Origin of the sequence: Amycolatopsis sp. cmx-4-83 (assembly GCF_046548815.1) — a bacterium.
Classification (GTDB): Bacteria; Actinomycetota; Actinomycetes; order Mycobacteriales; family Pseudonocardiaceae; genus Amycolatopsis; species Amycolatopsis pretoriensis_A.
Genome location: NZ_JAEBEF010000009.1, coordinates 356,775 through 369,950, shown reverse-complemented (window position 1 = coordinate 369,950; position 13,176 = coordinate 356,775). Strand labels below are relative to the sequence as shown.

At 71.5% G+C, this 13,176-nt stretch carries 11 protein-coding genes; 2 read left to right on the top strand and 9 right to left on the bottom strand.

The annotated features are described in order from the left end of the window. The first annotated feature begins 24 nt into the window (after nt 1-24). Together xylA and ACLJQM_RS28670 are read left to right on the top strand one after the other, a co-directional pair. The gene (gene xylA, locus ACLJQM_RS28675) at nt 25-1,173 is read left to right on the top strand and encodes a xylose isomerase (RefSeq protein ID WP_360781464.1); all 1,149 of its coding nucleotides are present in this window, start codon (nt 25-27) and stop codon (nt 1,171-1,173) included. Nucleotides 1,174-1,241: 68 nt separating this feature from the next. Then, the gene (locus tag ACLJQM_RS28670) at nt 1,242-1,457 is read left to right on the top strand and encodes a hypothetical protein (RefSeq protein WP_410633451.1); all 216 of its coding nucleotides are present in this window, start codon (nt 1,242-1,244) and stop codon (nt 1,455-1,457) included. A 49-nt stretch (nt 1,458-1,506) separates the two neighbouring features. Here ACLJQM_RS28670 and ACLJQM_RS28665 read toward each other — a convergent pair whose 3' ends face one another. The 9 genes from ACLJQM_RS28665 to ACLJQM_RS28625 form a co-directional block, all read right to left on the bottom strand. Continuing rightward, on the bottom strand, nt 1,507-5,379 hold the full coding sequence (locus ACLJQM_RS28665; RefSeq protein WP_410633450.1) for a carbohydrate-binding protein: 3,873 nt from the start codon (nt 5,377-5,379) through the stop codon (nt 1,507-1,509). 103 nt (nt 5,380-5,482) lie between these two features. Next, nucleotides 5,483-6,484 (bottom strand): sugar phosphate isomerase/epimerase family protein, encoded by a 1,002-nt coding sequence (locus ACLJQM_RS28660; RefSeq protein ID WP_247020537.1) that lies wholly within the window; start codon nt 6,482-6,484, stop codon nt 5,483-5,485. 20 nt (nt 6,485-6,504) lie between these two features. Next, nucleotides 6,505-7,872 (bottom strand): alkaline phosphatase family protein, encoded by a 1,368-nt coding sequence (locus ACLJQM_RS28655; RefSeq protein ID WP_410633449.1) that lies wholly within the window; start codon nt 7,870-7,872, stop codon nt 6,505-6,507. Continuing rightward, nucleotides 7,869-8,996 (bottom strand): metabolite traffic protein EboE, encoded by a 1,128-nt coding sequence (eboE, locus tag ACLJQM_RS28650; protein WP_410633448.1) that lies wholly within the window; start codon nt 8,994-8,996, stop codon nt 7,869-7,871. The genes ACLJQM_RS28655 and eboE overlap by 4 nt, the downstream gene beginning before the upstream one ends. Continuing rightward, a complete protein-coding gene (locus tag ACLJQM_RS28645; RefSeq protein ID WP_410633447.1) occupies nt 8,993-9,847 on the bottom strand; it encodes a TatD family hydrolase in 855 nt (284 codons plus the stop codon). The genes eboE and ACLJQM_RS28645 overlap by 4 nt, the downstream gene beginning before the upstream one ends. Then, complete coding sequence (locus tag ACLJQM_RS28640) at nt 9,847-10,392, bottom strand: EboA domain-containing protein (RefSeq protein WP_410633446.1); 546 nt, start codon at nt 10,390-10,392, stop codon at nt 9,847-9,849. The genes ACLJQM_RS28645 and ACLJQM_RS28640 overlap by 1 nt, the downstream gene beginning before the upstream one ends. Then, nucleotides 10,389-11,210, bottom strand: coding sequence for a sugar phosphate isomerase/epimerase family protein (locus ACLJQM_RS28635; RefSeq protein ID WP_410633445.1), 822 nt, complete (start codon nt 11,208-11,210; stop codon nt 10,389-10,391). The genes ACLJQM_RS28640 and ACLJQM_RS28635 overlap by 4 nt, the downstream gene beginning before the upstream one ends. Beyond that, the gene (locus ACLJQM_RS28630; RefSeq protein ID WP_410633444.1) at nt 11,207-12,034 is read right to left on the bottom strand and encodes an SCO3242 family prenyltransferase; all 828 of its coding nucleotides are present in this window, start codon (nt 12,032-12,034) and stop codon (nt 11,207-11,209) included. The genes ACLJQM_RS28635 and ACLJQM_RS28630 overlap by 4 nt, the downstream gene beginning before the upstream one ends. After that, nucleotides 12,031-13,140 (bottom strand): inositol-3-phosphate synthase, encoded by a 1,110-nt coding sequence (locus ACLJQM_RS28625; RefSeq protein ID WP_410633443.1) that lies wholly within the window; start codon nt 13,138-13,140, stop codon nt 12,031-12,033. Before ACLJQM_RS28625 ends, ACLJQM_RS28630 begins: the two co-directional genes overlap by 4 nt. Nucleotides 13,141-13,176 lie beyond the last annotated feature (36 nt).

Here is a 13,176-nt window from a genome sequence, read left to right as displayed (position 1 = left end):
CGTGAACTAAATGAAGGGACAGTCATGAGCGACTACGCCCCCCGGCCGGCCGACAAGTTCACTTTCGGCCTCTGGACCGTGGGCTGGCCCGCGAACGACCCGTTCGGGGTCGCGACGCGGGCGCCGCTGGACCCGGTGGAGAGCGTCCACCGGCTGGCGGAGCTGGGCGCCTACGGCGTGACCTTCCACGACGACGACCTGCTGGCCACCGAGCCCGACCGCGACAAGGCGATCGAGGCGTTCAAGAAGGCCCTCGCCGAGACGGGCCTCCGGGTCCCCATGGCGACGACCAACCTGTTCACCCACCCGGTGTTCAAGGACGGCGGCCTGACCAGCAACGACCGCGACGTCCGGCGGTACGCGCTGCGCAAGGTCCGCCGCAACATCGACCTGGCGGCCGAGCTCGGCGCGGAGACGTACGTGGTGTGGGGCGGGCGCGAGGGCGCGGAGTCCGACGGCGCGAAGGACGTCCGCGCGGCGCTGGCCCGCTACAAGGAGGGCCTCGACCTCCTCGCGGACTACGTCGTGGAGAAGGGCTACTCGCTGCGCTTCGCCTTGGAGCCGAAGCCGAACGAGCCCCGCGGCGACATCCTGCTCCCGACGATCGGCCACGCACTGGGCTTCATCTCGCAGCTGGAACGGTCCGAGATGTTCGGCCTCAACCCCGAGGTCGGCCACGAGCAGATGGCCGGGCTCAACTTCGTGCACGGGATTTCGCAGGCGCTGTGGCAGGGCAAGCTGTTCCACATCGACCTCAACGGCCAGCACGGCCCGAAGTACGACCAGGACCTGGTCTTCGGCCACGGCGACGTGAAGAGCGCGTTCTTCCTGGTGGACCTGCTGGAGAACGGCGGCTACGAGGGTCCGCGGCACTTCGACTACAAGCCGTTGCGCACGGAGGACGCTTCGGACGTGTGGGTGTCCGCGGCGGCGAACATGCGGACCTACCTGATCCTGAAGGAGAAGGCGGCGAAGTTCCGTTCGGACCCGGAGGTCGTGGAGGCGCTGGCCGCGTCGCGCGTGCCGGACCTGGCGACGCCGACGCTCGCCCCGGGCGAGACGTTCGAAGACGTGCTGAAGGACGACTTCGACCTGGACGCGGCGGCCGCGCGCGGGTACCACTTCACGCGGTTGAACCAGCTGGCCCTGGAGCACCTGCTCGGCGTCCGCTGACGTTGCTGAGGGCCACCATCGGGGCATCCCCTGCCTCGGCGGTGGCCCTCACCGGCATGCTTGCGCGGGTGGAGCACTTCACCGACTTGGCGCACGTCTACCTGGAGGACAGCTTCGTCCTCGGCATCGACGAGACCTACCAGGACGCCACCCACGAAGAAGACCTCGGCAACACCGGCAGCTTCCAGTACCGCGACGGCCGTTACGAGAACGCCGGTGACCGGGGGCAGGCCCGGGTCACCTCGACCGCCGAGCCGCTAGTCCGCTTCCCCGAAAAGCCGTGAAGGCCACCTTGAGGAACGCAACGCTCCTCAAGGTGGCCTCCACGAACTTCTAGGACACCGTCAACGTGTCGATGTCGAACAGGGAACCCGCGCCACCCCGGAAGACCAGGTGGAGGGGGCCCGTTCCGGGCGTTACCGTGGTCGAGACCGTCTGGAACGTCTCCCAGCTGCCCGTGTTCGGGACCGGCACCGTGCCCAGCAGCGTCCCCGTCGCCGAACCCGCGCGGATCTCGATCGTGCCGCCCGCACCCGCCGAGGACACCACCGCGCTGAAGCGCGTGATGCCCGCAGTGCTCACCGACGCGTACCCGGCCCAGTCGCCGTTCTCGATGTAGCCCAGGGTCTGGCCGCCGCTGGCCGGGGCGTGGGATGCGATCTGCACCCCCGAGCCCGACGTGAACGCCTCACCCTCCACAGTGGACGAGGAAGACCCGCAAGCAGCAGGTGCGGCTCCGGCCGCATAACGGACCGCGCCCAGCAGGGAAGACCTGAACACCGCGTCCGAATAGGACTCGATCGTGTGGCCGAGTCCCGTGTAGAACGCGCGGCCGGCGCCCTGCGGGTGGCACCACGTGATCGGGTGGTCCGCACCCATCTCGCCGCCCGTGTAGCTGGACTCGTCCAGGGTCTGCAGCACGTGCACGCTGCCCCGCGGGTTCGTCCGGTAGTTGTACAGCTCGTCGGTCCGGGTCCACACCGCCGGCAGGCCGGCCGTCGCCGGATGGGTGCCGTCCTCCGTCACGAACCGGGCCTGCTGGATCGCCGGGTGGCTCTTGAACCACGCCCCGACCAGCTGCCCGTACCACGGCCAGTCGTACTCCGTGTCCGCCGCCGCGTGGACGCCGAGGTAGCCGCCGCCACCTTCCACATAGGACTGGAACGCGGTCTGCTGCGCGGCGTCCAGCACGTCGCCGGTCGTCGAGAGGAAGACCACCGCCGCATAGGACGACAGCGAAGCCGAGGTGAACACCGATGCGTCCTCGGTCGCCGTCACCCCGAAACCGTTGGCCGCGCCCAGTTCACGAAGAGCCTGGATGCCCGCCGGGATCGCGTCGTGGCGGAAGCCCGCCGTCTTGGAGAACACCAGTACCTCGTACGACGGATCCACCTGGGTCGGCATACTGTTCAGCGTAAAGGAATCCACGTCGAACAGGGAACCGGAACCGCCGCGGAACACCAGGAACAGCGGTCCCGAGCCACCCGACACCGACGTCGTCACGTTCTGGAACGTCTCCCAGCCGCCCGTCGACGGCACGGCCACCGAACCCAGCAGCGTCCCCGTCGCCGAACCCGAGCGGATTTCGATCGTCCCGCCCGCGCCGGCCGACGAAATCCGCGCCGTGAAGGACCGCGCGCCCGCCGTGCTCACCGATGCGTAGCCGGCCCAGTCACCGTTTTCGAGGTAGCCCAGGGTGTTGCCGCCGCTCGCCGCCGCGTGCGGGGCGATTTGCACGCCGGACCCGGACGTGAACGACTCGCCCTCGACCGCCGGCGAAGCCGTCGTGAACGTGAACGCGTCGAGGTCGAACAGGTTGCCCTGCCCGGTCACGCCCTTGAACACCAGGTACAGCGACGTCGTCCCGGCCGGCCGGTCGGCGAGGTTCGCCGTGACGTCGGCGAACGTGTCCCAGTCACCGGTGTTGGTGACGGCCGCCGATCCGAGCAGCGTCCCGGTCGGCGAACCCGCGCGCACCTCCAAGGTGCCGCCCGGGCCGCCGGACGACACGCGGGCGCTGATCGACGTGGCGTTGCCCAGCGCGTACGGCGCGAACGAGATCCAGTCGCCGTCGTCGGTGTACCCGACCGTCCGGCCGCCCTCCGCCGCGCCGTGGTCGGCGAGCTGGATCCCCGACTGCGCCGAGAAGTGCTCACCCTGCCGGTGTCGCGGCTGCAGCTTCCGGACGCTGTGCGACGTCAGCCCGCCCTTGTCGGTGTACTGCGCGTCAAAGACGCCGTAGATGTTCGCCGCGGCGTCGTGCTCACCGTCCACCGGGACCGCGATCGAGCCGGAACACCCGGTCTGCTGGGTGATCTGGTGCTCGTGGCTGTCGTGCCCGAGGAGGTAGGTCACCTTCACCTTCGCGCAGTCCAGCGGCCCGTCCTCCGGATCGCTGCCGGTCACCTGGAACGGCACGGTGTCACCGAAGGAGAACAGCTGACCGTCCACCGGCGTACCCAACGAGACCGTGGGCGCGGTGTTCCCCACCGTCACCACCAGGCTCGCCGTGCCGGTCAGCCCCTCCGGATCGGAAACGGTGAGCGTCGGCGAGTACGTGCCGTTCGTCGTGTAGGTGTGCGCCGGGTTCGCCGAGGTCGACGACGAGCCGTCGCCGAAGTCCCAGCGGTAGCTCAGCGCGCCACCCTCCGGGTCGGCGCTGCCCGCGGACGAGAAGTTCACCGTCAACGGGTTCGGCCCGGACGTCTTGTCGGCCGCGGCCTTCGCGACCGGGTTGCGGTTCGTGCCCGCGAGGTACTCAATCCGGTACAGCGCCTGGTTGTCGCTGCCGGTGCCGTAGTCGAGGACGTACAGCGCGCCGTCCGGGCCGAACGCCATGTCCATGACCTGCGTGCCGGTCCACGGGAAGTTCTCGATCGGACCGCGCGTGCCGTCGCCGTTGACGGTCACCGCCTTGATCCACTTGCGACCGTACTCCCCCGCGAAGTACTTGCCGTCCAAGGATTGCGGAAACTTGACCGTGGACGTCGACGCGGCGTCGTACCGGTAGACCGGTCCGCCCATCGGCGACTCCGAGCCGCTGCCGAACTCCGGCGGCGACCCTTCGTCGCCCGCGTACTTGATCCACGCGGCCTTCGGCACCGGCAGCTTGGCGAGCCCGGTGTTGCGGAACGACGAGTTCGCCGGACCGCCCGCGCAGTCGTACTTCGCGCCCGACGGCCCGCTCGGGAAGGTGTAGTGGTTGTACGTCTCGGTCGTCGTGTTCGAGCCGGTGCAGTACGGCCAGCCGAAGTTGCCCGGCCCGGTGATCCGGTCGAACTCGACCTGCCCCTGCGGTCCGCGGTCGGGGTTCGTGACGCCCGCGTCCGGGCCGTAGTCGCCGAGGTAGACGACGCCGGTCGGCTTGTCGACACTCATCCGGAACGGGTTCCGGAAGCCCATCGCGTAGATCTCCGCGCGGGTGTTCGCGGTCCCCGGCGCGAAGAGGTTGCCGGAAGGCACGGTGTACGTCCCGTCGGCCTGCGGGTGGATCCGCAGCAGCTTGCCGCGCAGGTCGTTCGTGTTGCCGGACGAGCGCTGGGCGTCGAACTGCGGGTTGCGCGTGGTCCGCTCGTCGATCGGCGAGTAGCTGTCGGAGGAGAACGGGTTGGTGTCGTCGCCCGTGGTCAGGTACAGGTTCCCGGCGGCGTCGAAGTCGATGTCGCCCCCGACGTGGCAGCACTGGCCGCGGTCGTTGGCCACCTTGAGGACGACCTTCTCGCTGGCCAGGTCGAGCGTGTTGTCGGTCTTCAGCACGAACCGGGACAGGTGCAGCTCGCCCTTGAACGGCGCGAAGTCCGCCTCGGTGCCGTCGGTCGGCGCGTCACCGTCCGGTGTGGACAGCCGCGGCGAGAAGTACAGCCAGATGAACCGGTTCGTGGCGAAGCCGGGATCGGCAGCGACGCCTTGGAGCCCTTCCTCGTCGTGGGTGTAGACGTTCAGCTTGGCCGCGACGGAGGTGGCCCCCGCCGCGGTGGTGACGCGGACGGTGCCGTCGCGGGAGGTGTGCACGACCGAGCGGTCCGGGAGCACGGCGAGCGACATCGCCTCGCCGCCGAGTTCGGCCGCGCCGGTGGCGAGCGCGACCTGCTGGTAGTCCGCGGGTGGGATGTCCGCGCGGGCCGGGGTGTCGAGGGTGAGCAGGAGGCCGGCGCCCAGGAGCGCGGTGCCGAACAGCCTCGCCCACTTCGGTGGGGACGGAGACATGCGGGATCCTTCCTGATTTTGAGCGTGCTTCGCCCCGGTGTGGCGCGAAGCCGGTTTCGATCACCTTCCGACGGGGCTGGCGGTCACCCGTTGAACAGAAGCGCTACTTCGAGGAGAACGCGGCGTCGAAGGCCGCCGTGGGTGGGGTGAAGTTGAGCTTGCGGACGAACTCGAGCGCTTCGGGCGCGCCGATGAGCCGGTCCATGCCCGCGTCCTCCCACTCGATGGAGATCGGGCCGTCGTAGCCGATGGCGTTGAGCATGCGGAAGACGTCCTCCCAGGGGACGTCGCCGTGGCCGGTCGAGACGAAGTCCCAGCCGCGGCGGGGATCGGCCCACGGCAGGTGCGATCCCATCCGCCCGTTGCGGCCGTTGAGCTGTTTGCGGGCCTCCTTGCAGTCGACGTGGTAGATGCGGTCCTTGAAGTCCCACAGGAACCCGGCCGGGTCGAGGTCCTGCCAGACGAAGTGCGACGGGTCGAAGTTGAGCCCGAACGCCTCGCGGTGGCCGATCGCCTCCAGCGTCCGGACGGTGCTCCAGTAGTCGTAGGCGATTTCGCTCGGGTGCACCTCGTGGGCGAACCGGACGCCGACTTCGTCGAAGACGTCCAGGATCGGGTTCCAGCGGGTGGCGAAGTCGGCGTATCCGCGCTCGATCATCGACGGCGGCACCGGCGGGAACATCGCCACCGTGTGCCAGATCGACGAGCCGGTGAACCCGACCACGGTGGACACCCCGAGCTTCGCCGCGGCGCGGGCGGTGGCCTGCATCTCGGCCGCCGCCCGCTGCCGGACGCCTTCGGGTTCGCCGTCGCCCCAGATCCGCGCGGGCAGGATGGCCTCGTGCCGCTCGTCGATCGGGTGGTCGCAGACGGCCTGGCCCACCAGGTGGTTCGAAATCGCCCACACCTTGAGGTCGTACTTGGCCAGCGTCTCGAGCTTCGCCGGGACGTAGCCGTCGTCGGCGAGCGCCTTGTCCACTTCGAAGTGGTCGCCCCAGCAGGCGATCTCGAGGCCTTCGTAGCCCCAGCCGCTCGCCAGCTCGCACACCTCCTCGAACGGCAGGTCGGCCCACTGCCCGGTGAACAGGGTCAACGGTCGTGCCATGTCTGACCTCCAGGGTGCGTCTATTCGGTGCGGATAGCCGTGAGCAGCAGATCCTTGACTTCGGTGGCGTGGATCTTCTCGCGGGCGAGCGAGGGATCCGAGCACAGCAGCACGGGCCCGTCCTCGGGCGCGTCCGGCAGCCGCCCGTGGCTGCCCTTCACCGGCGCCGGGTCGAGCGGGACGACCTGCATCGAGTACCGCAGGCCGAGCTTCTTGCGGGCCAGCGCCGACGCCGCCTTCAGCTTCACCGCCGGGTCGTTCGGGTCGAAGAACAGCTCGGCCGGGTCGTACCCGGGCTTGCGGTGGATCTCGACCGTCTTCGCGAAGTCCGGCGCGCGGTCGTCGCTCAGCCAGTAGTAGTAGGTGAACCACGCGTCCGGTTCGGCGATCGCGACGAGCTCGCCCGCGCGCTCGTGGTTGATCCCGATCCCCGCCTGCCCCTCGCGGTCCAGCACGACGTCCACACCGGACAGTCCGGCCACGATGTCCCGCACCCGCGGGATGTCGGCGGGGTCGGCGACGTAGACGTGCGCGACCTGGTGGTCGGCCACCGCGAACGCGCGGGACGTCCACGGGTCGAGGTACTCCATCCCGGCCTGGACGTACACGTTGAGCAGGCCCTCACGGCGCAGCGCCCGGTTGATGTCGACCGGCCGGCTCGCGTTCGTGATGCCGTACTCCGAGAGCGCGACGACGGTGTGCCCGCCCGCGGCCGCCTGGTCCAGCAGCGGCTTCAAGGCGTCGTCGATCTCCCGCGCGGCCGCCGCGGCCTGGGGCGCGTCCGGGCCGAAGCGCTGGAGGTCGTAGTCCAGGTGCGGGAGGTAGACGAGCGTGGTGTCGGGCTTGTCCTCCGCCATGATCTTCTGCGCCGCGGCGATGATCCACTTCGACGACGTGATCGCGGCCGTCGGGCCCCAGTAGGTGAACAGCGGGAACTCGCCGAGGTCGCCGACCAGGCGGTCGTGCAGCTGCGGCGGGTAGGTGTAGGCGTCCGGGGACTTCTTGCCGTCGGCGTGGTAGATCGGCCGCGGGGTCACCGTCAGGTCGACGTCCATGCCCATCGCGTACCACCAGCAGACGTTCGCCACGCGATGTCCGGCCTGCGCGCGGCGGGCGGCGTCCCAGAACTTGTCGCCCTGGACCAGTTTGTTGTGCTGGCGCCAGAGGAAGATCTCGCCGAGGTCGCGGAAGTACCAGCCGTTGCCGACGATCCCGTGCTCGGCCGGCTGCAGGCCGGTGAGGAACGTGGACTGCACCGAGCACGTCACCGCCGGGAAGACGGTGTCCAGCTGCGCGGTGAAGCCGGGCTCGGCCATCTTGCGCAGGTTGGGCATGTGCGGCAGCAGCCGCGGGGTCAGCCCGACGACGTCGAGGACGAGCAAACTCATGCGGAAACCTCTTCCAAGCCTAGTTCGATCAGGGAACGCCGGGTCCAGTCCAGCTCGGCCGCGATGCCCGCGACCAGACCGGCGTCGTCGGCGGGTGCGTCCGGGAGCACCTGCCAGGTGTAGGTCTCGACCTCGACGTGGTCGGTGCGCGCGGTGGCGCCGCCGAACAGCTCGGCCAGCGTCTCGGCCAGCACCGGCCGGGTCGACGTCAGCGGCGGCGCCGGGTCGGCGTGCAGCGGCACGTGGAAGTGCACGCGCCACGGTGCCTCGCCGGGGAGCCCGCCCGCCAGCGCGAGGTCGAGGTCGTCGGCGCCCGGCGGGGCGCCTTCGTTGCTCTGGTGCAGGAAGCGGGGCTCCACAAAGGACTCCAGTGCGCGCCGGGTCGCCGGATCCCGCGGCGAAGCGGCCTCCAGCGCGGCCGACGCCTGCAGCTTGACGACGTCGAGCCCGGCGGCTTCGAGGCGGCCGAGCGCGGCCGCCGGGTCTTCGAAGCCCACGGCGAGGTGGCACGTGTCGAGGCAGACGCCGAGCCAGTCCTTGTCCACATCGGACAGCAGTGACGCCGCCTGCGCGGTCGTCTCGATGACGCAGCCGGGCTCGGGCTCGAACGCCACCCGCACCGGCCGCTCCTGCCCGGCCAGCCCCTTGGCGAGCAGCTCGAGCCGGCCGCGGTCGTCGCGCCATTCCGTGCGCCAGCCGAGCGGCAACGTCGAGACGCTGCCCCGCACGGCGTCGTCCGGCATCAGCTCGGTGAGCAGCCGCGCGAGGTCCAGGGTGTACCGCGTGCGCTCGGGCGTCGACCAGTCCGGCCGGTACACCTTGTGCTTGACGACCGGGTCGTGGAACCCCTGGTACGGGAACCCGTTGAAGGTGACGACCTCCAGCCCGCGGGCGGCCAGTTCACCGCGCAGCCGGGCGACCGCCGCCGGGTTCGCGACCAGCTCCGAAGCCACCGGGCGCGCCAGCCACAGGCCGAGCCCGAGCCGGTCGGCGCCCAGGCGTTCCCGCACCGGCTCGCCGAAGCGGGCCAGCTGGGTCAGCACGCCATCGAGGTCCTCGGCCTGGTGCACGTTGGTGCAGTAGGCGAGGTGGACGAGCGTGCCGTCGCGGTGCCGGAACCTCACTTGCGCGCACCCCGCAGGATGGAGTTGCCCGCGAACTCGGCGGCGGCGGCGGTGTCGGATTCGAGCGAGAGGCGGCCGCTCTGGCCGTAGAACTCGACCGGGTTGCGCCACAGGACGCGGTCGACGTCGTCCTCGGTGAACCCGGCGGCCAGCATCGCGTCGCCGGTCTTGCGGGTCTTGAGCGGGTCGCTCTTGCCCCAGTCGGCCGCGGAGTTCACGAGGACCTTTTCGGTCCCGTATTCGCGAAGGATCGCGACCATCCGCTCTTCGTCCATCTTGGTGTCCGGGTAGATCGAGAACCCCATCCAGGAACCGGACTCCTTGACCTGCCGGACGGTCACCTCGTTGAGGTGGTCGAGCACCACGCGCTCGGGCGCGATGCCGGACTCGCGGACGACGGCGATGCTGCGCTCGGTGCCGGTCGCCTTGTCGCGGTGCGGGGTGTGCACCATCGCCGGGAGGTCGTGGTCGATCGCCAGCGCGAGCTGCGCGGCGAACGCCTTGTCCTCCTCCGCGGTCATCGAGTCGTAGCCGATCTCGCCGACCGCGACCACGCCGTCCTTCTCCAGGTAGCGCGGCAGGACGTCGAGCACCGGCGCACAGCGCGGGTCGTTGGCCTCCTTGGGGTTCAGCGCGATCGTGCAGTGGTGCGCGATGCCGTACTGGCTCGCGCGGAACGGCTCCCAGCCGACGAGGGCGTCGAAGTAGTCGGTGAAGCTGCCGACGTTCGTGCGCGGCTGGCCCAGCCAGAACGCCGGCTCGACGAGCGCGCGGACGCCGGCGGCGTGCATGGCCGCGTAGTCGTCGGTGGTCCGGGAGCTCATGTGGATGTGCGGGTCGAAGATGCGCATCAGGCGTCCTGTTCGGTCAGCAGCGGGAGGAGGTCGGCGGGGACGTCGCGGCCCGCGGCGGTGCGCTCGGCGGCGAAGGACCGCATCATGCGCAGCAGTTCCTCGTCGGTCCGGCGGTCGAGCCCGGCGATGCCGGCGAGCGGAATGCCCATGAACACGCACTTGAGGACGCCGTGGCGGTACGCGGCGGCGTCGAGGTGCGTGGCGGCGTACTCCCCCATCGCGGCGGTCACCAGGCGGGTGTCGTTGGTGCGCAGGGCGTCCGCGACCAGTTCGAGCCCGGCGTCGCCGGTGTCCACGACGGACAGTCCACGCAGGACGGCCCGCTTCTCGGCGGCGTCGCCGTAGCGGTAGAGGCCCGGCATCTCGGCGGCCGCGCCCGGCGCGGCCTTGAGCAGCTCCACGCGGGCCACGTCGTCGACCGTCCACCCGGGAGTCTCCGCCGGGCCGCGGCCGACCCGGCGCCCGACGCCGGGGAACACCGAGCGCAGCACCGTCGCGTCGGCGGCGACGTCGTGCAGTGCCTTGTCCAGCCAGGCGTTCACGCCGCCACCGCCTTCCGCAGGAATTCGAGGGACTCGCGGGCGATCCGCGGCGCCGCGTGGCTGTCGCGCGGCAGCTCCACCGCCACCAGCCCGGCGTACGGCGACAGCGCTTCCAGCACGGGCGGGAAGTCGATCTCGCCCGCGCCGAACTCCAGGTGCTCGTGCGTGCCGCGGCGCATGTCGTCGATCTGCACGTTGACCAGCCGCGGCAGCGCCCGGCGGACGCAGTCGGGCACGGCCGCGGACTCGTTGCACCGGCAGTGCCCGATGTCCAGCGTCAGCCCGAACCGCCCGGGGTCGCCGAGGCGCCGGGAGAGTGCGAAGTACCCGTCGAGGTCCTCGACGAGCATCCCCGGCTCCGGTTCGAAGCCGAGCTTGACGTCGTGCTCGTCGGCCGCCTTCAGCACGTCGGCACACCCGTCCACCAGGTGCGCCCAGGCGTCCTCAGTGGACAGCCCGGCGGGTTTGTTCCCGCTCCAGAACGAAACCGCCTCCGCCCCGAGGTCCGCGGCGATCTCCACGGCCCGCGTCAGGAACTCGACGCGGCGCGCCCGGTCGGGGTCGAGGAACGTCGGCGAGTGCTTGCGCCACGGGTCCAGCAGGAACCGGGCGCCCGTCTCGATCACCACGGCCAGCCCGAGCCGGTCCAGCTCGGCCGCCACCGACGCGACCCGCCGGGCGAGGTCCGGGCCGAACGGGTCGAGGTGCTGGTGGTCGAGGGTGAGCGCGACCCCGTCGTAGCCGAGGTCGGCCAGGACGCGCAGGGCGTCGCCGAGGCGGTGGTTGGCGAAGCCGTTGGTGCCGTACCCGAACCTCATGTCGGCGACACCTTCCGGCTCAGCGCCCGCGCGATCGGGAACGCGGCGGCGACGGCCAGCGCCGAGCGCCACGCCCCGGTGCGCGCGATCAGCCCGGCCTGCAACGGGATCATGCCGTGGATCCCGGCCCCGACCGCGCGGCGGATCTTCGGGGCGGCCGGGTCGCGCACGGCGTCGTACTGCGCCCGCCCGGTGGTCAGCGCGTACGTCCCGAGCAGCGCCGAAGCCAGCGGCCCGACGCGCCCGGCGGCGACGCGGACCCCGGCGGTGGCGGCCAGGGTGGCCGCGGGCAGCGCGGGCTTCGCGCCGTGGACCTCCGACCTCGACAGCGTTGTCACGGCGTAGGTGTGCGCCCCCACCGTCAACGCCGCCGACAGCGCGGGCTTGGCCCCGCCCGCCCCGAGCAGGACGTCGAGCGCGCGGGCGGCGGCCATCGCGGCCGGGCCGAGCGCGGTCTCCTTGAGCACGAAGTCGTACGCCCACACGGTCGCGGCCAGTGGCAGCGCGACGCGCAGCGCCCGCTTCCCGCCGGCGGCGGCCGCGATGCCCAGCCCGCCCGCGGTCAGGCCGGTGGCCACGCCGAGCGCGGTGCCGGGCTTGATCCGGCCGGACGGGATCGGCCGCTCGGGCCGTTCCATGGCGTCCAGGTGCCGGTCGGCGTAGTCGTTGAGCGCCATGCCCGCCCAGTAGATGCAGACGGACGCGCCGGTCAGCGCCAGCGTGCGGCGGCCGAAGGGCCAGCCGGCCGCGGCGGCACCGGCGACGGCGTCCCCGGGCACGGTCAGCGCCGCGGGCGCGCGGACGAGTTCGACGAAGGCCTTCACCGGTGCGCCCACTCACGCAGGGCCGCGTACTGCGACGCCAGGTCGTGCGGGCCGTCCCCGGCGGGATCCTTGAAGAAGAACCCGAACTCGGCCACCGGGCCGGCGACGCCGTCGCGGCAGGCCTTGCCGGTCAGCCGGGCGAGGTCGAGCACCAGCGGCGCGGCGAGCGCCGAGTCGCAGCCCTGCCAGGTGAGCTGCAACGTCATGCGCGCACCGAGGAAGCCTTCGAACAGCACGTGGTCCCACGCCGTCTTCCAGTCGCCGAGCGCCGGGACGTAGTCGATGTGCACCTCGCCGTCGACCTCGCGCCCGAGGTTCTGCGAAAGCACCTGCTGCTTGGACGCGTTCTTGCTGGCCGCCGCACCGGGGTCGGACAGCGTGGCGCCGTCACCCCCGCCGAGCAGGTTCGTGCCCGACCAGGACAGGACGTTCAGCGCGCGCTGGGCGAACATCGGCGCGAGCACCGACCGCAGCAGCGTCTCGCCGGTCTTGCCGTCGCGCCCGGCGTACGGCTGCCCCGTCGAACGGGCCAGCTCGTCGAGCGCGGGCAGGCGCGCGCCGGTGGACGGGGTGAAGTCGACAAAGCCACAGCCGGCGCGGAAAGCCGCGTAGGCGTACAGCGCGCTCGGCGGCAGGGTGTCCAGCGCACCCTCCAGCGCGGCGAGGGACGCGTGCGCCGGGTGCGGCGCGCACGGCGGCTCGGTGGAGGAGACGTTGACCACGACGACGTGGTCCAGACCCTCCCGGAACTCGGTCAGGTCCGCGACGATCCGCTCGGCCGCGGCCTGCCCGCCTTCGGACGGCGCCGGGCGCAGCCGGGCCTCCGCCGCCTCCAGTTCCGCGCTCACCGCGCCGGGCAGCGCCGACGGCAGCACGCCCGCCGCGGCCAGGTGCTCGGCCCGCTTGACCAAGGGCGTGTCGACGACGTCGTGGCCCCCGAAGACCAGGTCCCCCAAGCCGGGCAGTTCAGCCCCGGCGAAGTCCGGCAGCTCGGTCACGCAGCCCGTGCGCGCGGCCAGTCCCGCGCGCATGGCAGCGGCCCCGGCGACGGCGGTCGTGGCCACCGAGCCGCGGGCACCGATCAGCCAGACACCGATCTTCCCCATAAGTTCCTCCACCTGTTCGGCACATCAGCCCGCGCC

What these genes read in the sequence shown, in the direction of transcription:
- ACLJQM_RS28635 (WP_410633445.1), bottom strand. Translation starts at nt 11,210, where the DNA reads ATGAGGTTCGGGTACGGCACCAACGGCTTCGCCAACCACCGCCTCGGC.
- ACLJQM_RS28665 (WP_410633450.1), bottom strand. Translation starts at nt 5,379, where the DNA reads ATGTCTCCGTCCCCACCGAAGTGGGCGAGGCTGTTCGGCACCGCGCTC.
- ACLJQM_RS28645 (WP_410633447.1), bottom strand. Translation starts at nt 9,847, where the DNA reads ATGCGCATCTTCGACCCGCACATCCACATGAGCTCCCGGACCACCGAC.
- ACLJQM_RS28625 (WP_410633443.1), bottom strand. Translation starts at nt 13,140, where the DNA reads ATGGGGAAGATCGGTGTCTGGCTGATCGGTGCCCGCGGCTCGGTGGCC.
- ACLJQM_RS28660 (WP_247020537.1), bottom strand. Translation starts at nt 6,484, where the DNA reads ATGGCACGACCGTTGACCCTGTTCACCGGGCAGTGGGCCGACCTGCCG.
- xylA (WP_360781464.1), top strand. Translation starts at nt 25, where the DNA reads ATGAGCGACTACGCCCCCCGGCCGGCCGACAAGTTCACTTTCGGCCTC.
- ACLJQM_RS28655 (WP_410633449.1), bottom strand. Translation starts at nt 7,872, where the DNA reads ATGAGTTTGCTCGTCCTCGACGTCGTCGGGCTGACCCCGCGGCTGCTG.